The sequence below is a fragment of the Streptomyces sp. NPDC039465 genome (assembly GCF_055639315.1).
This window is the reverse complement of the sequence record NZ_JBVKAP010000004.1, coordinates 559,842-582,114: the sequence shown is the minus strand read 5'-3', so window position 1 is coordinate 582,114 and position 22,273 is coordinate 559,842. Positions and strand designations below refer to the sequence as shown.

The 22,273-nt window shown below is 72.8% G+C and carries 17 protein-coding genes; 1 reads left to right on the top strand and 16 read right to left on the bottom strand.

Going from position 1 to position 22,273, the window contains the following annotated elements:
• Window positions 1–51: 51 nt before the first annotated feature.
• From ACZ7LT_RS17170 to bldG, 9 genes are all read right to left on the bottom strand, one after another.
• Window positions 52–1,257: a DNA polymerase III subunit delta' gene (locus ACZ7LT_RS17170; RefSeq protein WP_471236853.1), complete on the bottom strand. Its 1,206-nt coding sequence runs from the start codon at window positions 1,255–1,257 to the stop codon at window positions 52–54.
• 140 nt (window positions 1,258–1,397) lie between these two features.
• Entirely contained in the window at window positions 1,398–4,703 is a 3,306-nt protein-coding gene (gene tmk, locus ACZ7LT_RS17165) for a dTMP kinase (protein ID WP_471236852.1), read from the bottom strand.
• 151 nt (window positions 4,704–4,854) lie between these two features.
• Window positions 4,855–7,710 (bottom strand): type I DNA topoisomerase, encoded by a 2,856-nt coding sequence (topA, locus tag ACZ7LT_RS17160; protein ID WP_471236851.1) that lies wholly within the window; start codon window positions 7,708–7,710, stop codon window positions 4,855–4,857.
• A 272-nt stretch (window positions 7,711–7,982) separates the two neighbouring features.
• The gene (locus ACZ7LT_RS17155) at window positions 7,983–8,180 is read right to left on the bottom strand and encodes a hypothetical protein (RefSeq protein ID WP_471236850.1); all 198 of its coding nucleotides are present in this window, start codon (window positions 8,178–8,180) and stop codon (window positions 7,983–7,985) included.
• Window positions 8,181–8,645: 465 nt separating this feature from the next.
• A complete protein-coding gene (locus tag ACZ7LT_RS17150) occupies window positions 8,646–10,214 on the bottom strand; it encodes a DUF7059 domain-containing protein (protein WP_471236849.1) in 1,569 nt (522 codons plus the stop codon).
• A gap of 106 nt (window positions 10,215–10,320) precedes the next feature.
• Window positions 10,321–11,031, bottom strand: a complete 711-nt coding sequence (locus tag ACZ7LT_RS17145; RefSeq protein ID WP_471236848.1) for a small secreted protein — start codon at window positions 11,029–11,031, stop codon at window positions 10,321–10,323.
• 188 nt (window positions 11,032–11,219) lie between these two features.
• Window positions 11,220–13,616, bottom strand: a complete 2,397-nt coding sequence (locus ACZ7LT_RS17140; RefSeq protein ID WP_471236847.1) for a sodium-translocating pyrophosphatase — start codon at window positions 13,614–13,616, stop codon at window positions 11,220–11,222.
• A 284-nt stretch (window positions 13,617–13,900) separates the two neighbouring features.
• Window positions 13,901–14,359 carry an ATP-binding protein gene (locus ACZ7LT_RS17135; protein ID WP_028797795.1) on the bottom strand — a complete coding sequence of 153 codons (459 nt, stop codon included), beginning with the start codon at window positions 14,357–14,359 and terminating at the stop codon, window positions 13,901–13,903.
• An 88-nt stretch (window positions 14,360–14,447) separates the two neighbouring features.
• Window positions 14,448–14,801, bottom strand: a complete 354-nt coding sequence (gene bldG / locus ACZ7LT_RS17130; protein WP_019888300.1) for an anti-sigma factor antagonist BldG — start codon at window positions 14,799–14,801, stop codon at window positions 14,448–14,450.
• 80 nt (window positions 14,802–14,881) lie between these two features.
• Between bldG and ACZ7LT_RS17125 the strand changes: the two genes are divergently transcribed.
• Window positions 14,882–17,359 (top strand): DEAD/DEAH box helicase, encoded by a 2,478-nt coding sequence (locus tag ACZ7LT_RS17125; protein WP_471236846.1) that lies wholly within the window; start codon window positions 14,882–14,884, stop codon window positions 17,357–17,359.
• Here the strand turns inward: ACZ7LT_RS17125 and ACZ7LT_RS17120 are convergent.
• The 7 genes from ACZ7LT_RS17120 to ssd are packed head-to-tail and all read right to left on the bottom strand — an operon-like array spanning window position 17,301 to window position 22,246.
• The gene (locus ACZ7LT_RS17120; RefSeq protein WP_471236845.1) at window positions 17,301–17,663 is read right to left on the bottom strand and encodes an Rv3654c family TadE-like protein; all 363 of its coding nucleotides are present in this window, start codon (window positions 17,661–17,663) and stop codon (window positions 17,301–17,303) included. The genes ACZ7LT_RS17125 and ACZ7LT_RS17120 overlap by 59 nt on opposite strands.
• On the bottom strand, window positions 17,660–18,103 hold the full coding sequence (locus tag ACZ7LT_RS17115; RefSeq protein ID WP_471236844.1) for a TadE family type IV pilus minor pilin: 444 nt from the start codon (window positions 18,101–18,103) through the stop codon (window positions 17,660–17,662). Before ACZ7LT_RS17115 ends, ACZ7LT_RS17120 begins: the two co-directional genes overlap by 4 nt.
• Window positions 18,090–18,332, bottom strand: a complete 243-nt coding sequence (locus ACZ7LT_RS17110) for a DUF4244 domain-containing protein (protein WP_471236843.1) — start codon at window positions 18,330–18,332, stop codon at window positions 18,090–18,092. The genes ACZ7LT_RS17115 and ACZ7LT_RS17110 overlap by 14 nt, the downstream gene beginning before the upstream one ends.
• Before the next feature lie 41 nt (window positions 18,333–18,373).
• A complete protein-coding gene (locus tag ACZ7LT_RS17105; protein ID WP_471236842.1) occupies window positions 18,374–19,141 on the bottom strand; it encodes a type II secretion system F family protein in 768 nt (255 codons plus the stop codon).
• Complete coding sequence (locus ACZ7LT_RS17100; RefSeq protein WP_471236841.1) at window positions 19,138–19,989, bottom strand: type II secretion system F family protein; 852 nt, start codon at window positions 19,987–19,989, stop codon at window positions 19,138–19,140. Before ACZ7LT_RS17100 ends, ACZ7LT_RS17105 begins: the two co-directional genes overlap by 4 nt.
• Window positions 19,983–21,149: a TadA family conjugal transfer-associated ATPase gene (locus tag ACZ7LT_RS17095; protein ID WP_471236840.1), complete on the bottom strand. Its 1,167-nt coding sequence runs from the start codon at window positions 21,147–21,149 to the stop codon at window positions 19,983–19,985. Before ACZ7LT_RS17095 ends, ACZ7LT_RS17100 begins: the two co-directional genes overlap by 7 nt.
• Window positions 21,146–22,246: a septum site-determining protein Ssd gene (gene ssd / locus ACZ7LT_RS17090; RefSeq protein WP_471236839.1), complete on the bottom strand. Its 1,101-nt coding sequence runs from the start codon at window positions 22,244–22,246 to the stop codon at window positions 21,146–21,148. The genes ACZ7LT_RS17095 and ssd overlap by 4 nt, the downstream gene beginning before the upstream one ends.
• Between the last annotated feature and the right edge of the window lie 27 nt (window positions 22,247–22,273).

Genomic DNA, 22,273 nt, shown 5'->3' with positions numbered 1-22,273 from the left:
GAGTGACGGAGCGGACCGGAGCCAGGCCACATTCGGCGGGCCCGCGGCGGCTCAGCCCGCGCGCAGCGCCATCGTCATCGCCTCCACCGCCAGCAGCGGCGCCACGTTCTTGTCCAGGGCCTCGCGGCAGGCGAGGACGGCCTCTATCCGGCGCAGGGTCCGCTCGGGCGTCGAGCTGTGGGCGACCCGGTCGAGGGAGTCCCGTACATCCTCGTTGGCGATCTGTGTCCGGGCGTTCAGCTGTAGGGCGAGCACATCGCGGTAGAAGCCGGTGAGGTCGCTGAGCGCGAGGTCGAGGCTGTCGCGCTGTGTGCGGGTCTTGCGGCGCTTCTGGCGCTCCTCCAGCTCCTTCATCGCACCCGCCGTGCCGCGGGGCATGCGACCGCCCTGGGCGGCGCCGAGAGCGGTCTTCAGCTCCTCGGTCTCCTTGACGTCGATCTCCTCGGCGACCTGCTTGGCGTCCTCGCCCGCCGCGTCGATCAGCTCCTGGGCGGCCTTGAGGCAGCCGCCGACGTCGTCGATGCGCAGCGGCACCTTGAGGACCGTGGCCCGGCGGGCGCGGGCCCGCTCGTCGGTGGCGAGGCGGCGGGCGTGGTCGATGTGGCCCTGAGTGGCTCGGGCGGCGGCCGCGGCGGCCTGCGGGTCGATGCCGTCGCGTCGTACGAGCACGTCGGCTACGGCGTCGACCGACGGCGTGCGCAGAGTGAGGTGGCGGCAGCGGGAGCGGATCGTGGGAAGCACGTCCTCAAGCGACGGGGAGCACAGCAGCCACACCGTGCGGGGCGCGGGCTCCTCGACGGCCTTCAGGAGCACGTTTCCGGCGCCTTCGGTCAGGCGGTCGGCGTCCTCCAGGACGATGACCTGCCAGCGGCCGCCCGCGGGCGACAGCTGGGCACGGCGCACGAGGTCCCGGGTCTCCTTCACACCGATGGACAGCAGGTCGGTGCGGACGACCTCCACGTCGGCGTGCGTCCCCACGAGGCTGGTGTGGCAGCCGTCGCAGAAGCCGCAGCCGGGCTCCCCGCCCAGGGCGCGGTCCGGGCTGACGCACTGCAGGGCGGCGGCGAACGCCCGCGCGGCGGTCGCCCGACCGGAGCCCGGCGGGCCGGTGAACAGCCAGGCGTGGGTCATCTTGGACGCGTCGGGCGGCGCCTCGCCCGCGGCGTGGGAGGTGACGAGGGTGTCGGCGTCCCGGGCGGCGGCGGCGAGCTGCTCGTGCACCCGCTCCTGGCCCACCAGGTCGTCCCATACGGCCATGTCCACCCTCCTCAGGTGCGCGGTCCGGTCCCGTCCTGCCACGGGTCCGACGTACGGGCTCCATTGTGGGGCACCCCACTGACAGTCCCGGACGCGCCGAGGGGGTGGAGCAGGCGCTCCACCCCCCTCGGGCCGCGGCCTCAGCCCCGCCGACGGCGGCGGTGGTCGTCCTCGTCGTCGGCATGCGGCCCGAGCAGTTCGTCCGCGAGCGACGGGAGGTCGTCCAGCGGGGTCTCCTCCGCCCAGTCCGAACGGCGCCGCGGGCGGCCCTCCTCGTCCATCTGGGGCAGCTCGGCCGTCCGGTCGTTGGGCCCGGGCGCGGCCGGCGCCTCGTCCCGGAAGATGCCCGGCGGAACCCGGTCGGCCGGGTCGTCCTGGCGTACCGGCGGCAGCACCGCGGTCTCGTCGGCGGCCCGCGGGTCGCGTACGGGCGGCAGCGCGGCCGTCTCGTCCACCGCGCGCGTGTCCCGTACGGGCGGCAGCACCGCCGTCTCGTCCACCGCGCGCGTGTCCCGTACGGGCGGCAGCACCGCCGTCTCGTCGGCGGCCCGCGGGTCGCGAACCGGCGGCAGGACGGCCGTCTCGGCCGCGTCGGCGGGCTCGGCGGCCTCGGCGCGCTCCTCCGGCACGACCGGCGTCGGGATGGTCTGCGTGACGTCGTCGGGCTTCACGAACCGCTTCTCGTCCCGCGCCGCGCCCCGGGTGGCGTCCCGCCCGCCCCGGCCGTCGCCCTCGGGCCGGGCGTCCGGCTGTGGGATCGGGGTCGGGACGGTGACCTCGTTCGGGGACACCTCCGGAACCGCCGCCTGTGTCGCGGCGGCCACCGCCGCAGCGGCGGCGGCCTCCTCGGCGGCCTTCGCCGCGGCAGCCGCCTCGGCCAGGCGCCGCGCCTCCTCGGCCTTGAGCAGGGCCTCCTCCGCCTTGCGCTGCTTCTCGCGGCGGCGCTCCTCGGCCTCGGCCCGCAGCCGGGCCTCCTCCTCGGCCTGCTTGCGCAGCCGCTCCTGCTCCTCCCGGCGGGCCTTCTCCTCGGCCTCGCGCCGGCGGCGCTCCTCCTCGGCGGCCTTGCGGGCCTCCTCCGCCCGCTGCCGGGCCTCCTCCGCCTGCCGCTCGGCCTCGCGCTGGCGCGCCTCTTCCTCCTCGCGGCGCTTGCGCTCCTCTTCTTCGGCACGGAGCTTGGCGAGCTGCTCCTGGCGCTCCCGCTCCAGGCGCTCCTCCTCGGCCTTCCGTGCGGCCTCTTCCTCGGCCTTGCGGCGGGCCTCCTCCTCGGCGGCCTTCCGCGCCTCCTCCTGAGCCTTCACCTCGGCCTCGGACAAGGGCAGCATCTGGTCGAGCCGGTGGCGTACGACGGTGGTGACGGCCTCCGGCTCCTGGCCGGCGTCGACGACCAGGTAGCGGCTCGGGTCGGCCGCGGCGAGGGCGAGGAAACCGGACCGCACGCGCGCGTGGAACTCCGGCGGCTCGGACTCCAGCCGGTCCGGCGCCTCCGTGAACCGCTCCCGCGCGGTCTCCGGCGAGACGTCGAGGAGCACCGTCAGATGCGGTACGAGCCCGTCCGTGGCCCACCGCGAGATCCGGGCGATCTCCGTCGGGGACAGGTCACGGCCCGCGCCCTGGTAGGCCACCGACGAGTCGATGTACCGGTCGGAGATCACGATCGCGCCCCGCTCCAGGGCGGGCCGGACCAGCGAATCGACGTGCTCGGCGCGGTCGGCGGCGTACAGCAGCGCCTCCGCGCGGTGCGAGAGCCCGGCGCTGGAGACGTCCAGGAGGATCGAGCGCAGCCGCTTGCCGATCGGCGTTGCGCCCGGCTCGCGGGTGACGACGACCTCGTGGCCCTTGGCGCGGATCCACTCGGCGAGCGCCTCGACCTGGGTGGACTTGCCGGCCCCGTCGCCGCCCTCCAGAGCGATGAAGAAACCGGTCGCGGCCGGCGCCTGCGCCGGGTCACCGCCGCGCAGCGCATCGCGCAGATCGCGGCGCAGTGGTACGCCCGAGCGGTCGTCGGTCTTGGCGAGCACCAGCGCGGCGACCGGCAGCAGCAGGGCGCCGACCAGCATCAGGGTGAAGGCTGCGCCGCCGTGTGCGAAGACGAAGTCGCCGTTGGCGAGGCGGTGCGGGCCGATCGCGGCGGCGAGCAGCGGCGCGGCGAGGACGCCGAGCGCGACGGCGACCCGGACGACGGCCTGGAGGTGCTCGGTGAGCCGGGGCCGGCGGTACTCCTCGGTCTCCTGGTCGATGAGCGTGTGGCCGGTGTTCGCGGCGACCCCGGCGGCGTAACCGGCCAGCAGCGCGATGAACAGCACGGTCGCCGTGTCCGGGACCAGGCCCATGGCGAGCAGCGCGACGCCGGTGAGGGCGAGGGCCAGCGCGAGGAGCCGGCGCCGGGACAGGACGGTCAGGACGGATCCGGCGGTACGGATGCCGAGGGCGGTGCCGCCGGTCAGCGCGAGGATCAGCAGCGCGAACGTGACCGGTCCGCCACCGAGGTCGGCGGCGTGCAGCACGGCGACGGCGGCGGCGCAGGCGATCGCTCCGGCGACGGTGGCGCAGGCGAGGACGAGCAGCGGGAGGGCGCCCGTACGGCCCTTGTCGAGGCCGTTTCCGGCCGACGGCCGGCGCAGCCCCTCCAGCGGGGAGCGGGGCCTCGGGGTCTGCCCACCGGGCAGCTCGATGAAGTACAGGACGGAGACGGACGCGGCGAACAGACCGGCCGCGGCATAGGCCCCGATGGCCGCCTGGTGCTGCGTGAACCACTCGACGCCCGAGCCGATGAGGTTGCCGATCAGCGTGGCGATCAGGAGGGTCGCGGCAGCGGCGGGGATGGCCAGGAAGGACGTACGCAGGGACAGGCGGCGCAGGGCGCCAAGGTGGTCCGGCAGGGGGCGCACGGCGGCGCCTTCGAGCGGGGGAGCGGGCAGCAGCGCGGGCGCGGCGCTCTCCCTGGCCACGGTCCAGAACCGCTCGGCGGCCCCGGCCAGGAACACGGTGCCGAGCAGGAACCAGACCGCGTTGTCAGGGGTCCAGTCGATCCACAGCGGGGCGACCACCAGCAGTCCGACCCGTACGCCGTCCGCGCCGATCATGGTCCAGCGGCGGTCCAGCGGGCCGGACGGCGCGGTGAGCGTGGTGAGGGGCCCGAGGAGTACGGCTCCGAAGAGCAGCGTGGCCAGAATCCGCGCACCGAACACCGCGGCGACGGCGAAGGCCGCGCCTCTGTATCCGCCGCCGAACGCCCCCTCGGAGACGGCCGCCTGCAGCGCCAGCAGCACCAGGACCAGCACGGCGAGGGCGTCGCCGATACCGCCGACGAGGTGTGCGCTCCACAGCCGCTTGAGCGGCTGATGGCGCAGCAGGGCTCGTACGGCGCGTTCCCGTGAGTCTGCGGCTAGTGCGGCGTCGGAGTCTGAGGTGTCGCTCACGACCGTTGGCTGCTCGGCTCGCGTCATCCGCCCAGCCTATCCGGAGCGCCCGGGTCCCCGGAGTCCGCACCCGAACAAACGCCCGCGCCCGGCGTGCGCGCCGGTCCGCGGAAGCAGTTCCCGGAAGCAGACCACCCCGCCCCCAGTGGGGACGGGGTGGTCACGAACTTCCCCTTGGCTACTCCTCGGCCGAAGCGGACTTCGTCGCCGTGGCCTTGGTCGCCGTCTTCTTCGCGGCCGTGGCCTTGGTGGCCGTCGTCTTCTTCGCGGCGGTCTTCTTGGCGGCCGCCGTCGTCTTCTTCGCGGCCGTCTTCTTGGCCGCCGCCGTGGTCTTCTTGGCGGGTGCCTTCTTGGCCGGGGCCTTCTTCGCGGTCTTCTTCGCCGGCGCCTTGGCCCGCTTCTCCGCGAGCAGCTCGTAGCCGCGCTCCGGCGTGATCGTCTCGACGCTGTCGCCGGTCCGCAGGGTCGCGTTCGTCTCGCCGTCGGTGACGTACGGGCCGAAGCGGCCGTCCTTCACGACCACCGGCTTCTCGCTGACCGGGTCCGTGCCCAGCTCCTTCAGCGGCGGCTTCGCGGCGGCGCGGCCCCGCTGCTTCGGCTGGGCGTAGATCGCCAGCGCCTCGTCGAGCGTGATGGTGAAGAGCTGTTCCTCGTCGGTCAGCGACCGCGAGTCGGTGCCCTTCTTCAGGTACGGGCCGTAGCGGCCGTTCTGCGCCGTGATCTCCACGCCTTCGGCGTCGACGCCGACCACCCGCGGCAGCGACATCAGCTTCAGGGCGTCCTCGAGCGTCACGGTGTCGAGGCTCATGGACTTGAAGAGGGAGGCCGTCCGCGGCTTCACCGCGTTCTTGCCCGTCTTCGGCGTGCCCTCGGGCAGGATCTCGGTGACGTACGGGCCGTAGCGGCCGTCCTTCGCGACGATCTGGTTGCCGCTGACCGGGTCCGTACCGAGCTCGAAGTCGCCGCTCGGCTTGGCCAGCAGCTCCTCGGCCAGCTCGACGGTCAGCTCGTCCGGCGCGAGGTCCTCGGGGACGTCGGCGCGCTGGTGGCCTTCCTGCTCCTTCTCACCGCGCTCCACGTACGGGCCGTAGCGGCCGACGCGCAGCATGATCCCGTTGCCCACGGGGAAGGAGGAGATCTCCCGCGCGTCGATCGCGCCGAGGTCCGTGACCAGCTCCTTCAGGCCGCCGAGGTGGTCGCCGTCGCCGTTGCCCGCCTCCGAGGCGGCGCCCGCCGCGTCGCCCTCGCCGAAGTAGAAACGCTTCAGCCACGGCACGGCCTGGGCCTCACCGCGCGCGATGCGGTCGAGGTCGTCCTCCATCTTGGCCGTGAAGTCGTAGTCGACGAGCCGGCCGAAGTGCTTCTCCAGCAGGTTGACCACGGCGAAGGAGAGGAACGACGGCACGAGCGCCGTGCCCTTCTTGAAGACGTAGCCGCGGTCGAGGATCGTGCCGATGATCGACGCGTACGTCGACGGGCGGCCGATCTCGCGCTCTTCCAGCTCCTTGACCAGCGAGGCCTCGGTGTAGCGGGCCGGCGGCTTGGTGGCGTGGCCGTCCGCCGTGATCTCCTCGGCGGTCAGCGCGTCGCCCTGGGCGACCTGCGGCAGGCGCCGCTCGCGGTCGTCCAGCTCGGCGTTCGGGTCGTCGGCGCCTTCGACGTACGCCTTCATGAAGCCGTGGAACGTGATCGTCTTGCCGGACGCGGTGAATTCGGCGTCCCGGCCGTCGCTCGCCCGGCCGCCGATCTTCACGGTCACGGAGTTGCCGACCGCGTCCTTCATCTGGGAGGCGACGGTCCGCTTCCAGATCAGCTCGTAGAGCTTGAACTGGTCGCCGGTCAGACCGGTCTCCGCGGGCGTGCGGAAACGATCACCCGACGGACGGATCGCCTCGTGCGCCTCCTGCGCGTTCTTGACCTTCCCGGCGTACGTGCGCGGCTTCTCGGGCAGGTAGTCAGCGCCGTACAACTGCGTGACCTGGGCCCTTGCCGCCGCGATGGCGGTGTCGGAGAGGGTCGTGGAGTCCGTACGCATATAGGTGATGAAGCCGTTCTCGTACAGCTTCTGCGCCACCTGCATGGTCGCCTTCGCACCGAAGCCCAGCTTGCGCGAGGCCTCCTGCTGCAGCGTCGTCGTACGGAAGGGGGCGTACGGAGAGCGGCGGTACGGCTTGGACTCGACCGAGCGCACCGAGAAGGAGGTTTCGGCGAGGGCGGCGGCAAGAGCGCGCGCGTTGGCCTCGTCGAGGTGCAGGACATCGCTCTTGAGCCGGCCGTCGGGGCCGAAGTCACGGCCCTGCGCGACACGCCGGCCGTCGACCGTGGCCAGGCGGGCGACCAGCGACGACGGGTCGGAGGCGTCACCGGCGCGGCCGGTGGAGAACGTGCCGGTCAGGTCCCAGTACTCGGCCGAGCGGAACGCCATGCGCTCGCGCTCACGCTCGACGACCAGACGCGTGGCCACGGACTGCACACGGCCCGCCGACAGCCGCGGCATGACCTTCTTCCACAGGACCGGCGAGACCTCGTAGCCGTAGAGGCGGTCGAGGATACGGCGGGTCTCCTGGGCGTCGACCATGCGCTTGTTCAGTTCGCGCGGGTTGGCGACGGCGTCCCGGATCGCGTCCTTGGTGATCTCGTGGAAGACCATGCGGTGGACGGGGACCTTGGGCTTCAGGACCTCGAGGAGGTGCCACGCGATGGCTTCGCCCTCGCGGTCCTCATCGGTGGCGAGGTAGAGCTCGTCGGACTCGGCGAGCTGCTCCTTCAGCTTCCTGACCTGCGCCTTCTTGTCGGCGTTGACGACATAGATGGGCTGGAAGTCATGTTCGACGTCCACGCCGAGGCGCCGGACCTCGCCGGTGTACTTCTCGGGGACCTCGGCGGCGCCGTTGGGGAGGTCACGGATGTGCCCGACGCTCGCCTCGACGACATAGCCGGGGCCGAGGTAGCCCTTGATCGTCTTCGCCTTGGCAGGCGACTCGACGATGACGAGTCGGCGGCCGCCGTGTGCGGTCTCGCTGGTCGGGGACAACTTCGCTCTTCTCTCCGGTCGACGCTCGGTGGCACCTACGGCGCAGTCGACGCCGAGGTGCAGTCGGCGCAGTACAGAGGACTGCGCGCTGCTGCGGTGACGCCGCTTACGCTGCTGTCGCTGCGGAGTGTGACGGTACAACCCGCCCCCGTGTCAAACGGCAAAAGCCCGCAACGGCCACTCGAACGGTAACCCGAGTCCTGGCATTCCTGCCGCCCGGACTCCCACCAGGGTGGTGCGGCGCCGCTCACGCCGGCCCGGCCGGCCCCCGGTCAGAGGCGGCCGAAGCACCACACCCCGAGGACGAGGAAGACAGCGCCGAAGATCGTCGTGAGGGTCGCGGCGGCGGCGGGGCCCACTCCGTACGCGACGGGCTGGCGGTGCGCCATCCGCACCCCTGTCCACAGCAGCAGCCCCGCTCCGAACAGCGCGAACGCCGTCCCGGCGAAAATGGCCGGCCCACTCTCCATGCCCGTGCCCCGTTCCGTCGCTGGTCGGTGGTGCGCCCGGGCTCTGCTCCCCCGGCGCCCTGGAGGCAGAGGCTGGCACCTCCCGGCGTCGTGGGTGCGAATTCCGGGTGAACGACGCGGGCGACCCGAGCACGGTTCACCCACGCGGCGCCCCCGCCGGGCGGCGGTACCGGCCGAAGTTGGCCGGTTGTGGACGGGTCGTACGCGGGGTCAGGGCCATGGCACGGGCCCTGTCGCGGGCAGAGCGGAAGCTGCGGGAACGGCGTTACCCGCGAGGGCGAAACGCTGGTCGGCGACGCCGGGTTCCCTTCCCGGGAAGACGGAGCCGACACCCGAAACAGGGGCATCACCAGCGGTGTTCCGATCACCACAGGCGATGTCGTCCCGTTGGCCGGTGCCCGGTACGAGATGTCACCGGCGGCCTCGACCAGCCTTCGGCACGCACAAGCGGAAGGGAAAGGGGTGTCAACGCGGCTGGCCGCCACCCCCGTCCACCGGCTCGAGGAAGCCTTCCTCCACAAGCAGCCGGATGGCCTGCGGTGTACGGTCCCGCAGCACCACCGGGTCCTCGCCCGTCAACTGACCGATGGCGTCCAGGATCCGCCCGGCGCTGAGCGTCCCGTCGCAGACGCCCGCGAAGCCCGCGCCGACGTGGTCCACGCGCGTGGCGCGGCGCATCCCGCGGTTCTGCCGGAGGACCACATGCTCGGGGTCCTCGGCGCCGGGCAGGCCCACCTGTTCCTGCGTCACCTCGGACGCGAGGCGGAAGTGCGCGGCGAGGAGCGCCGCGTCGTCGTGGGTCCGCAGGAAGTCCTGGCGCTCGAAGTGCGCCAGGACGGTGTCGCCGAGCGGCTGCTCGACGGGGTGCGTCCATTCCTCGACGACGATCGACGGCTCGATCCGGCCTTCGGTGACCGCGGCGTTCTTGCGCAGGGTGATCCAGCCGAAGCCGACCGCCTTGGTCCCGCTCGCCTCGAACTCGTCCAGCCACGCCTCGTACCGCTCGGCGTACGCCTGCTGGTCCTCACGGTGATCGCCGCTGTCGCGCAGCCACAGCTCGGCGTACTGCGTGATGTCCTGCACCTCGCGCTGCACGATCCAGGCGTCGCAGCCCCGCGGCACCCAGGAGCGCAGCCGCTCCTGCCACTGCTCGCCCTCGACGTGCTGCCAGTTGGCGAGGAACTGGGCGTATCCCCCGTCGTTGAGCCGCTCCCCGGCCTGCTGGACGAGCGTGCGGCACAGGTCGTCGCCGCTCATCCCGCCGTCCCGGTAGGTCAGCCGGGCGCCGGACTCCTCCTTGCCGGAGGCAAGGGGAGAGATGACGAACGGCGGGTTCGACACGATCAGGTCGTACGTGTCGCCGTCGACCGGCTCGAAGAGGGAGCCCGCCAGCAGCTCGGCCCCGCGGGCGCCGGACAGGGCGAGCGTGAGGCGGGTGAAGTCCAGGGCGCGGGGGTTCAGATCGGTCGCGGTCACCAGCGTGGCGTGCTGGGCGGCGTGCAGGGCCTGGATGCCGGAGCCGGTGCCGAGGTCGAGGGCGGCGGCGACGGGCGTACGGACCGTGATGCCGGCGAGGGTGGTGGAGGCGCCGCCGACGCCGAGCACGACGCCTTCGTCCTTGCGGCCGATGCCTCCGGCGCCACCGACCGCGCAGCCCAGGTCGGAGACGATGAACCAGTCCTGGCCCTCGGGTCCGCCGTACGGCCGGACGTCGACGGTGGCGTGGATCTCCTCGCCGTCCTGGACGAGCCAGCCGTCCGCCAACGCCTCTTCCAGGGGCAGCGCGCGGGCGGCCCGCTCGACGGAGACGGGCTGCTGGAGCAGGAACAGCCGGACGAGCGTCTCCAGCGGGGTGTCCCCACGGGTGGCGCGCAGGGCGGGCACGGTCTCGCTGCGGGCGAGCGCGGCGTACGCGGGTGCGCCGAGTAGGTCGAGCAGCCCGTCGGCGGTGAAGTCGGCGGCGAGGAATGCCTCACGCAGGCGGGCGGCGTGGCGGGGCGTCGGAAGGCTGGCGGTCAGGCTGGTCGTACTCACCTGCCCATTGTGGCCGCCGCCACTGACAAAAGCCGAACGGCCCGGCTCCCGTTTCGAACGGGAGCCGGGCCGTGGGGGCGGCCGGCGGCAGAGCCGGCCGCCGGGGCTATTCGGCGGCCTTGGAGGCGGACGCCGACGGGGAGGCCGGCTTCGACGCGGAGGCCGCGGGCTTCGAGGCGGACGTGGCCGGCTTGGACGCCGGGGCCGAGGCCGCGGGCTGCGAGGCCGACGCGCCGGGCTTCGGCTTGGCCGGGCCCGTGCCGCCCACCGACGGCGTGGCCTTCTGGCAGCCCGGCTGCTTCGCCATCGCCTGGCCGACCTCGCCGGACTGCAGCTTGGCGAGCGCGTCCTGGTCCATCTTCTCGATCTTCTTCAGGCCGTCCGCGACACCCTGGAGACCGTCGGCGAACTTCTGCTGGTTGCCCGGTTCGAGCGCGTCGACCTGCTTCTTGAGGCCCTCGTACGCCACGGCCGTCGCGTTGAGCTCCTTGACGGCGTCCTGCTGCAGCTTCTCGCCGTTGTCGACGGGCGGCGCCCCGGCGGACTCGATGGACTTGGCGAGCGCCCGGTCGGCGTCGGCGATGTCCTGGAAGGCCTTCGAGTCGGCGGCCTGGATGTCGGCGGGCTTTCCGTCAGCCGCCGTCGAGATGATGATCTGCTGGGCGTCGGCCCTCTTCTGGATCTGGGGCTTGGCCTGGTCGCAGACCGTCTTGGCCCAGGCATCCACCTTGTTGTCGCCGTCGTCGTCGCTGCAACCGGACAGCGCCAGCACCAGTACCGCGCCGCCGGACAGTGCGGCCGCAAGCTTCTTGTTCACCGGATCGGTCCCTTCCAAGGCTCTCGGCCCCGGAACATACACGCCAACCGGGCGACATCCACCTTTCGTGGGACCGGTCCGTACCTTATTGAAGCCATTTGCACCAAGGGAGACACGCCTCACGGCACCCACACGGACGGGCGGGCAGCACGTCAACACGCGCTGCCCGCCCGTCCTTTGACCAGGTGTTATGAAACCACCGCTGGGTCGGGCGACTGGGCCGCACGATCGGCCGCGTTGCCTTCGTCACCCACGGCGACGGAACGGCGCTTGGAGACGTACACCGCACCGACGATGACGATGATCGCGAGCGTCGCGACCGCCGCCCGCACGCCCGCACTGGCGTCCTCGCCGTAGCTGAACTGCACCACGGCGGGCGCGATCAGCAGGGCCACCAGGTTCATCACCTTCAGGAGCGGGTTGATGGCCGGTCCCGCGGTGTCCTTGAACGGGTCACCCACGGTGTCGCCGATCACGGTCGCCGCATGCGCCTCGCTGCCCTTGCCCCCGTGGTGGCCGTCCTCGACGAGCTTCTTGGCGTTGTCCCAGGCTCCGCCCGAGTTGGCCAGGAAGACCGCCATCAGCGTGCCGGTGCCGATGGCGCCCGCGAGGTACGAGCCGAGCGCGCCTACGCCGAGGGTGAAGCCGACCGCGATCGGCGCCATGACGGCGAGCAGTCCGGGCGTGGCCAGTTCGCGCAGCGCGTCCTTGGTACAGATGTCGACGACGCGCCCGTACTCCGGCTTCTCGGAGTAGTCCATGATCCCAGGGTGCTCGCGGAACTGCCGGCGCACCTCGTAGACCACGGCCCCCGCCGAGCGGGACACGGCGTTGATCGCGAGCCCCGAGAAGAGGAAGACGACGGCCGCGCCGAGGATCAGGCCCACCAGGTTGTTGGGCTGCGAGATGTCCATGGTCAGGTTCATGCCGGTGGCCTTGGTGCCGACCTCCGACACGGCGGTGGCGATGGCGTCCCGGTACGAGCCGAAGAGCGCCGCCGCCGCCAGGACGGCGGTGGCGATGGCGATGCCCTTGGTGATCGCCTTGGTGGTGTTGCCGACGGCGTCGAGGTCGGTGAGGACCTGCGCGCCCGCGCCCGTGACGTCGCCCGACATCTCGGCGATGCCCTGGGCGTTGTCGGAGACCGGGCCGAACGTGTCCATGGCGACGATGACACCGACGGTGGTGAGCAGTCCGGTGCCGGCCAGGGCCACCGCGAACAGCGCCAGCATGATCGAGGTGCCGCCGAGCAGGAACGCCCCGTACACCGAGAGGCCGATCAGCAGGGCCGTGTAGACGGCGGACTCGAGGCCGATGGAGATACCCGCGAGTACGACGGTGGCGGGGCCGGTCAGCGAGGACTTGCCGATGTCCTTCACCGGGCGCCGGTTGGTCTCGGTGAAGTAGCCGGTCAGCTGCTGGATGAGGGCGGCGAGCACGATGCCGATGGCCACGGCCACCAGCGCGAGGATGCGCGGGTCGCCGGGGTGCGTCTTGACGGCGGCCTCGGTGACGCCGGTGAGCTCGGCGTACGTGCCCGGCAGGTAGGCGTAGACGGCCAGGGCCACCAGGCCCAGTGAGATCGCCGCGGAGATGAAGAAGCCGCGGTTGATGGCGGTCATGCCGGAGCGGTCGGTGCGGCGCGGAGCGACCGCGAAGATGCCGATCATGGCGGTGATCACACCGATCGCCGGGACGATCAGCGGGAAGGCCAGTCCGAGGTCGCCGAAGGCGGCCTTGCCGAGGATGAGCGCGGCGACCAGGGTCACGGCGTACGACTCGAAGAGGTCGGCGGCCATGCCCGCACAGTCGCCGACGTTGTCGCCGACGTTGTCCGCGATGGTGGCGGCGTTGCGCGGGTCGTCCTCGGGGATGCCCTGCTCGACCTTGCCGACGAGGTCGGCGCCGACGTCGGCGGCCTTGGTGAAGATGCCGCCGCCGACACGCATGAACATGGCGATCAGGGCCGCGCCGAGGCCGAAGCCCTCCAGCACCTTGGGTGCGTCGGCCGCGTAGACGAGGACCACGCAGGAGGCACCGAGCAGGCCGAGGCCGACCGTGAACATGCCGACCACGCCGCCCGTGCGGAAAGCGATCTTCATGGCCTTGTGCGCGACGGCCGTCAGATCCTTTTGCGGTTCTCCTTCCGCCGGAGTCGCCTCACGCGCGGCCGCAGCCACGCGCACATTGGCTCGTACGGCGAGCCGCATGCCGATGTATCCGGTGGCCGCCGAGAAAAGCGCACCCACCAGGAAGAACACCGAACGGCCCGCGCGCTGCGCCCAGTCGTCGGCCGGAAGCAGCATCAGCAGGAAGAACACGACGACGGCGAAGACGCCGAGCGTGCGCAACTGCCGTGCCAGATAGGCATTTGCGCCCTCCTGCACGGCGGCCGCGATCTTCTTCATTTTTTCGGTGCCTTCGCCGGCCGCCAGGACCTGGCGTACCAGCAGCTGGGCGACGATCAGTGCCGCGATTGCGACCGCCGCGATGACGATCACGATCGTCCGGTTCTCGTCGGTGAGTACCGCGGCGGCGAGAGAAGTGGTGTGGTCGGTCAGTTCCGGGTTGAAGAGCCCCGCCATTCGTCCTCCTTGACGCTCAGAGCTCAAGATGTGGACGGATTGTAGGGAGCTGGACCTGATCAAAACAGGGCGCCGCAAATGGAATTGACCTTCGGGTGCTCCTCAGCAAAAGATCGGGTTCCGAAACTACCCCCGAAAGCGGTAATGGGGCTGATGCATTGACACTTGATCAATGATCTAGGGAAATGAAAAGAGGCCCTGCTCAGCAGGGCCTCTACATATTGTGTGACGAGGTGGCGCACCCGCCTCAGAAGGCGACGGGAGCCCCGGAGGACGACACGCTTCTAGGGCAGAACAATGGCCGGTGTCGTCGGCCAGCTCATGCGGATCACTCCGCCGTGCTCGCCCGCAGACACCTCGACGTCGTCGACGAGCCCGCTGATGACCGCGAGGCCCATCTCGTCCTCGCCCTCGGCGTCGTCGAAGTCCTCGGTGGGGGCGCCGTCGCGTGAGCCGGGGACTCCGGCCGCGTCGGCGGCGGCGACACCCGCGCCCGGCACGCCGTCGCCGACCTCGATGGAGAACGTCTTCTCCTCCTCGGTCAGAACGACCCGCACGGGGTCGGTCACGCCATTGCTCCGGTGCAGCCCGACGGCGCGAGAACACGCCTCGCCCACGGCGAGTCTGACCTCGTCCAGCACAGCCTCGTCCACCCCGGCCCGGCGCGCCACGGCGGCCGCCACCAGTCGGGCGGTCCTGACGTGCTCAGGCTGAGCGCTGAAGCGGAGTTCAACGGTGGCCATAGGGTCCCCCTCGGACATACGGGCGAACTACCAGGGGACCGGGCTCACGCCCGGCACCCTGTTCTCCTCCGGAAGCCTCCGAGCGACCTCAGTCGGTGGCGTTGACGGCCTCCTCGACCGAGGTGTGAATGGGGAACACCTTGGTCAGACCAGTGATCCGGAAGATCTTGAGAATGCGCTCCTGGTTGCACACCAGGCGCAGAGAGCCCTCGTGTGCGCGAACGCGCTTGAGACCGCCCACGAGCACGCCGAGGCCGGTCGAGTCGAGGAAGTCCACACCCTCCATGTCGACAACCAGGTGGTAGCTGCCGTCGTTCACCAACTCGACCAACTGCTCGCGCAGCTTGGGCGCGGTATACACATCAATCTCGCCACCGACCTCGACGACCGTACGGTCGCCACCAGGGCCGGACACATTGCGAGTCGACAGGGACAGGTCCACGGATCCTCCAGCACCTTGCTATCGAGCGGTCGCCCCCTCGGGTCTCCCCGGCGGAGCCAGGGGACGGATCGCCAGCCGCGATGGCATTCAATCACTTACCAGCAGCCATGCACGACGCCTTGGAAGCATTGTCCGTCACGCCGGTGACACACTCGGTGCCGATGGCCAGGAATCAGCGCCCCGGACGACCGAACGCGAGCGGGCACACACAGCCCTCCCCCCGTGCGGTCCTCGACCGGCTCACCGCGGGGCAGAGCCGTGCTGCGCGCATCACCCATACGGAGCACTTGCCCCCAAGACCGGGTCGTCATGCCGTCTGGCCCGACCGGATCCGTGCAGAAGTGATCAACGCCATTCAGGCGGCGGGCATCGACCACCCCTGGGCCCACCAGGCACAGGCCGCCGAGCACGCCCTGGACGGCGAATCCGTGGTGATCGCCACCGGCACCGCGTCCGGCAAGTCGCTGGCCTATCTGGCGCCCGTCCTGAGCACCCTCCTGGACGGCTCCGAGGCCCCCAACGGCCGGGGCGCCACGGCGCTGTACCTCGCCCCCACCAAGGCCCTCGCCGCCGACCAGCGCCGCGCCGTGCGCGAACTGGCCGCGCCGCTCGGCAACCGCGTCCGCCCCGCCGTCTACGACGGCGACACGCCGGTCGAGGAGCGCGAGTGGGTCCGCCAGTACGCGAACTACGTACTGACCAACCCCGACATGCTCCACCGGGGCATCCTCCCCTCCCACCCCCGCTGGTCCTCCTTCCTGCGGGCCCTGCGCTATGTCGTCATCGACGAGTGCCACACCTACCGCGGCGTGTTCGGCTCCCATGTCGCCCAGGTGCTGCGCCGGCTCCGGCGTGTCTGCGCCCGCTACGGCGCCAACCCGGTCTTCCTCCTGGCCTCCGCCACCTCCGCCCAGCCCGCCGTGGCCGCCACCCGTCTCACCGGCCTGCCGGTGCACGAGGTGGCCGACGACGCCTCACCCCGCGGTGAGCTGGTCTTCGCCCTGTGGGAGCCGCCGCTCACCGAGCTGCACGGCGAGCAGGGCGCCCCGGTGCGCCGCACGGCGACCGCCGAGACCGCCGACCTGCTCACAGACCTGACGGTCCAGGGCGTGCGTACGGTCGCTTTCGTACGCTCCCGCCGCGGCGCCGAGCTCATCTCCGTCATCGCCCAGGAACGGCTGGCCGAGGTGGACCGCTCGCTGTCCCGCCGCGTGGCCGCCTACCGGGGCGGCTACCTCCCCGAGGAGCGCCGGGCCCTGGAGCGCGCCCTGCACTCCGGGGAGCTCCTGGGACTGGCCGCGACCACCGCCCTGGAGCTCGGCGTCGACGTTTCCGGCCTCGACGCCGTCCTCATCGCCGGCTATCCCGGAACCCGCGCCTCGCTCTGGCAGCAGGCCGGCCGGGCCGGCCGCTCCGGCCAGGGCGCCCTGGCCGTCCTGATCGCCCGCGACGACCCGCTGGACACGTTCCTCGTCCATCACCCGGAGGCGCTCTTCGACCAGCCGGTCGAATCGACCGTCCTGGACCCCGACAACCCCTACGTCCTCGCCCCCCATCTCTGCGCGGCCGCCTCGGAGCTCCCGCTCACCGAGGCGGACCTGGACCTGTTCGGGCCCGCCGCGCCCGAGCTGCTGCCCCAGCTGGAGACGGCCGGCCTGCTGCGCCGACGCGCCGCCGGCTGGTACTGGACCCGCCGCGAACGGGCCGCCGACCTCACCGACATCCGCGGCGGGGGCGGCTCACCGGTCCAGATCGTCGAAGCGGGCACCGGCCGTCTGCTCGGCACGGTCGACGAGGCCGCCTCGCACGCCGCCGTCCACGACGGGGCCGTCCACCTCCACCAAGGGCGTACGTACCTGGTGAAGCACCTCGACCTGAAGGACTCCGTCGCCCTCGTCGAGGAGGCAAGCCCGCCGTACTCCACCACCGCCCGCGACACCACCTCCATCTCCGTCCTGGAGACCGACACCGAGATCCCCTGGGGCGCCGGGCGGCTCTGCTACGGCTCCGTCGAAGTCACCAACCAGGTCGTCTCCTTCCTCCGCCGCCGCCTGATCACCGGCGAGGTGCTCGGCGAGACCAAACTCGACCTCCCGCCCCGCACCCTGCGCACCCGGGCCGTGTGGTGGACGGTCACCGAGGACCAGCTGGACGCCGCCCGGGTGAACCCTGAGCAGCTCGGCGGAGCCCTGCACGCCGCCGAGCACGCCTCGATCGGCATGCTGCCGCTCTTCGCCACCTGCGACCGCTGGGACATCGGCGGCGTCTCCGTCCCGCTGCACCCGGACACCCTGCTGCCGACGGTCTTCGTCTACGACGGCCACCCGGGCGGGGCCGGCTTCGCCGAGCGGGCCTTCCACACCGCCCGCGCCTGGCTCACCGCCACCCGTGAGGCCATCGCCTCCTGCGAGTGCGAGGCGGGCTGCCCCTCCTGCATCCAGTCCCCCAAGTGCGGGAACGGCAACGACCCGCTGCACAAGCGCGGCGCCGTGCGGCTCCTCACGGAACTGCTGCGGGAAGCCCCGGACCCGGCCCCGGAGGTCCCGCCCGCGCCCTGACCTGCGGGGCGTACGCGCCGATGTGGACGCGGGCCGTCACGTCCGCCACATCGCCCCGCAGCGCGCAGCGCACCATCTGGGCCCCCTGGGCCGCGGCGACGCGCGAGGCGGCCGTACAGGCGGACTCCTGGCCCCACAGGGCCCGGTCGGCCGCCGCCAGCGCCGCCAGATCCGCCGCGGCCCCTGCCCGGTGGCGGGCCGCGACGGCCTGCCCCAGGGCCAGCACGACGGCGAACACCGCACACAGGGCGCCCACCGCGACGACCGTCCACACCGTCGCCGACCCCCGCTCCCGGGGCTTCACGACCCCTCCGCCGGCGCCGTGGGCACGGCCGGGTCCTGGCCCACGGTGTCCTCGGCGAGCGCGCTCGCCTCGGCCCGCAAGGTCAGCCCGAGACCGCCGGGACCGGCGGCCGGGGCCTCCACGGAGACCCGCCACAGATCACCCGACCGGCCGAGGGTGACATTCGCCCCGCCCGGTGCGGCCGTCCGGGCGACGGCCGCCGCGGCTTCCGGTGGCTCCGAGCGGGCCACGGCCCGCGCCCCGGCCCGCGCCGCGTCCACGCACTGGATGTACGCGGCGACCGAGCAGAGCCCCCAGAGCAGCGCCGTCGTGAACACCACCAGCGCCGGGATCACCACGGCCGCCTCCGCCGTCACCGACCCCCGATCACCACCGCCGACCGCGCCGGACCTCGCTCCGGACTTCGCTGCGGCGTCCGCGCCCGCGTCAGAACGGGACATCGAGCGCCTTTCCGATCACCGACTCCAGCGCGCCGGAGACCGCCTCGCTATTGATGATCTTGTAGAGCAGGGCCGCGAAGGCGCAGGCCGCGATCGTCCCCATCGCGTACTCCGCCGTCGTCATTCCAGTGTCGGAGCCCATGCGGCTCCCTAGCCGCTTCCTGAGCTGATCCCTGAGCCGATGGAGCCGGTTGAGCAGATTGCGCCGATCCCTGAGCAGCTTCCCCATGACAACCCCCGTCATCTTCCGTTCGTCTCCGTCGTGTTCCGTCATCCGCGCATCAGCCCGTCCGCGAGGCCGATCACCACTGGCGCCACCCCGATCGCGAGGAACGCGGGCAGAAAACACAGCCCCACCGGCGCCGTGATCAGCACCTGCGCCCGCTGCGCCCGGGACGCCGCCTCACGCGCGTGTGCCGCCCGGAGTTCCGCCGCGATCCGGGCCACCGGTTCGGCTGCCGGCGCCCCCGAGGAACCGGCCCGCTCCAGACAGCGGGCCAGGCTCTCCGCGCCCGGTATGCCGCCGAACCTCCGCCACACTTCGGCCGGTTCACCACCGAGGCGCAGTTCGGCCGCCGTATGCGCCAGCCGTGCCCCCACCGGCCCGCCCAGCGACTCCCCCACCGCCTCGGCCGCCTCCCGCGGCCCGGCGCCGGCCGTGACGCACGCCGCCAACAGGTCGGCCGCCAACGGCAGCTGATCCCGCTCGCCGCCGCCGGCAGCAGCAGGCGGGCGCCGCTGCTGCCAGTACCAGGCACCGCCGCCCGCGGCCAGGCCGACCAGGGCGCCGGCCACTCCGCCCACCAGGACGTAGCCGGCGAGCAGCGCCCCCAGAGGAACACCCCAACGCCGCGCCCAGGCCCTGTACATGGCCCAGTTGTGCGGCGGCCGTACGCGACGCTCCGCCGCCAAGAGGGCCGCGATCCTTGCCCGGGCACGCCGCTCCTCGCGTCGGCGGCTCACCGAGCAGACGGACCAGACCAGCCCGGCCAGCACGGCGCACCCGATCTCCAGCCGGTGGATCACCTCGCCGGTCATGGTTTCTCCCCCGCCCGTACGATCCGCGCGGCCCAGGCGATCCCGGCGGCCTCCAGCAGGGCGCCCGCGGTCAGGCACGCGAGGCCGGCCGGGGTGTGGAACAGCACCCGCAGCGGCTCGGCCCCCAGGGCGGCGCCCAGCACGAGCCCCACCGCCGGAAGCAGCGCGAGCACCGCCACCGTCGCCCAGGCCCCGGCCAGTTGGGACCGCAGCCGCTCCCTCTGGTCCCGGCGCTCCCGCAGCGCCGCGTCGAGCCGGTCGAGCCCCGCGGCCAGTCCGGCGCCGCCGTCCACCGCCACCTGCCAGCAGGCGGCCATCCCGGCCAGCCCGTCCGCGCCGTCCTCCCTTGCCGCCTGCCGCAGAGCGGCCGGCACGTCCCCGCCGAACCTGGCCGCCGCAAGCACCCCGGCCTCCGCGCCACCGAGCCCGCCCGCGGTCCTGGCTCCAAGAAGCAGCGCCTGCCCCGGCTGCAGACCCGCCCGCAGCTCACCCGCGACGGCGCCGCACAGCGCGATGACACCGTCGGCCCGAGCCTCCCCGGCCCTCCGGCGTTCCCTCGCCCGCAGCTTGCGCCCCACCAGCGGGACCGCCACGACTCCGGCGATCAACGGCAGCACCGCCTCCCCAAGGAGGGCGAGCACCACCCCGAGGACCGGACAGAGCCACTCCGGCCGCCTGCGGATCTGGGGCCACCAGCGTTCCCAGGGCCAGGGAGCCGGCACCTCCAACGCTCCCCCGCCCGCGAGCATCAGCCGGGCCCGCCGCAGGCACCGTTCCTGTCCCACCGAAAGCCAGCCCGCCGCCCCGGCGCACAGGGCGGCCGCGAACGCCCATTGCGCCGTCACCACTGCGCACCCCCCAGCAGCGACCGCAGCCGCGGCCAGCCGCGCTCCTGGACGAACCCTTCGGCGGCCCAGCGCAGCGCCGGTACGGTCACCACCAGCCCTCGCTGATCACGCTCCAGGACGTGCGCCTCGGCGATCCGCCGCCGCCCTTCCCGGTCCCGTACGAGATGCAGCACCGCCGAGAGACCGGCGGACACCTGGCTGTGGAGCGCGGCCCGGTCCAGGCCCGCGGCCGTTCCGAGCGCTTCGAGACGGGCCGGCACGTCCGCCGCGGTGTTGGCGTGCACCGTCCCGCAGCCGCCGTGTCCCGTGTTCAAGGCGGCCAGGAGGTCGGTCACTTCACTTCCTCGCACCTCGCCGACGACGAGCCGGTCGGGCCGCATCCGCAGTGCCTGGCGCACCAGATCACGCAAGGTCACCTGCCCGGCGCCTTCCTGATTCGCCGGCCGTGTCTCCAGGCGCACCACATGAGGGTGGTCCGGCTTCAACTCGGCCGAGTCCTCGGCCAGTACGATCCGCTCCCGCTTCCCCACCAGCCCCAGAAGTGCGGACAGCAGGGTCGTCTTCCCGGAGCCGGTCCCACCGCTGATCAGGTACGAGACCCGTCCCTCGACCAGCGCCCTCAGCACCCGGTCCCCGCCGGGCGGCACCGTGCCCGCCGCCATCAGCTCGTCCAGCGAGAAGGCCTTCGCCCGCACGACCCGCAGGGACAAACAGGTCGAGCCCACCGCCACCGGCGGCAGCACGGCATGCATCCGCGTCCCGTCCGGGAGCCGCGCGTCCACCCACGGATGCGCGTCGTCGAGCCGCCGCCCCGCCACGGAGGCCAGGCGCTGGGCGAGCCTGCGCACGGCCGCGCCGTCCGAGAAGGAGACCCCGGTCGGTTCGAGGCCCGCGCCCCGGTCCACCCACACCTCGTCGGGCGCCGACACCAGCACGTCGGTCACCGAGGGATCCGCCAGCAGGGGCTCCAGCGGGCCCGTGCCGACGAGCTCGGACCGCAGCCGCTCGGCCACGCCCAGCACTTCGGCGTCGCCCAGCAACCTCCCCTGCGCGCGCAGCGCGGCGGCCACCCGAGCGGGTGTGGGTTCGGCCCCGCTCTCCGCGAGCCGCTGGCGGACGGCGTCCAGCAGCTGGGCTCCGGCCGTCAGACCTGTGGTCATGACACACCGTCCGCGGCCAGGGCGCGGTCCCAGAACGCCGTGCAGAAGCGGGCCAGCGGCCCCGGGACGGACCCTGGTGGCGTCCCCGCGTCCTGGGAGGCCAGGAGGAAGGGCTCGACCGGGACTTCACCGGCGAGCGGCAGCCCAAGGGTCTCGGCGACCCACTGCTCGTCCAGGCCCGCGGCGTACGGACCGCGCGCCACCACGCGCAGATCGCGCAGGACCATGCCAGCCATCGAGGCGACCCGGTTCGCCGCCGCGACCGCCCTCAGCTCACCGGGGACGACCAGCAGTCCCATGTCCAGCTGCGCCAGCGCCTCGGCCACGCCCTCGTCGACCCGGCGGGGCAGATCCACGACGACCACGCCACCGCGCCTGCGGGCCGCGGCGAGCACGGACCGCATGGCCTCGGGCGGGACGACCACCGAGTCGCCCCGGTCCCAGCTGAGCACCCTCAGCCCGTGCAGAGCGGGCAGCGACTCCTCCAGGGCGCCGCCCGCGACCCGCCCCTTGGAGGCGGCGAAATCCGGCCATCGGCGGCCCTCGGAGTGCTCCCCGCCGAGGACCACGTCGAGCCCTCCGCCGAGCGGATCCCCGTCGACCAGCATGGTGCGCCGGCCCCCGCGTGCCGCGGCCAGCGCCAGGGCGCAGGCCAGCGTGGACGCCCCGGCGCCGCCGCAGCCGCCGATCACTCCGACGGTCATCGCCTGGCTGCCGATGCCTTCGACGGTGTCGGCGATACGGTCCACGAGCCAGCTCTCGGCGTCCGGCAGCCGCAGCACACAGTCGGCGCCGATCTCCACGGCCCGCCGCCACACACTCGGGTCGTCCTGGTCACGGCCCACCAGCAGCACGCCCTCCCGGCGTGCCGCGCCACGGCATCGGTCCGCCGCGTCGTCGCCGACCAGGACGAGTGGCGCGTCGTCCCAGCTCGCCCGGTGCTGGAGCACCTCGTGCCGCACCTCGGGCTCCGCCCCCGCGGCGGCGCACAGCCGCAGCAGGTCGTCCAGCAGCGCGACGTCCTCGGTGACGATCAGCGGTCCGGCGCGCCGCCCTTCGGCGGCCTGCGGTCGATCGGAACTCATGAATCCGGCCATGTCCCGCTCCCCCTATCCATACGATCC